Annotated in this window: 1 protein-coding gene; it reads left to right on the top strand. The window is 62.8% G+C overall.

The features are described from left to right. On the top strand, positions 1 to 366 hold a 366-nt coding region (locus AC1DY7_RS31455; protein WP_477497671.1), incomplete at both ends, for a hypothetical protein.

Raw genomic sequence — 366 nt, 5'->3', positions numbered from 1 at the left:
GCCCTCTACCAGGTGATGTCGGATCTCGTCTTCCGCACCCAGGACATCGACAAGACCGTGCTGGAAAAGATCATCCAGACAGCCAACGAACGCGGCATGAAGCAGCTCGCCGTCGAGGATCCGGTCACCGGTTCGCTTAGCTACGGCAAGCTTTTGACGGCCGTTGCCGTGCTCGGCGAGAAGTTCCAGAACATGTATGCCGACCAGCAGACGCTGGGCATCATGCTGCCCAACGCCAACGGCGCCTGCGCCGCGCTGCTCGGCGTCATGTCGGCGGGCAAGGTCCCGGCGATGATGAACTTCACCGCAGGTGCCGCCAACATACTCTCGGCCTGCAAGGCGGCCGAAGTCCGGACTGTGCTCACC

It is taken from the genome of Mycobacterium sp. P2_H7 (assembly GCF_056403275.1).
The sequence above is the reverse complement of the archived record's forward strand: the minus strand, read 5'-3'. Positions and strand labels throughout refer to the sequence as shown.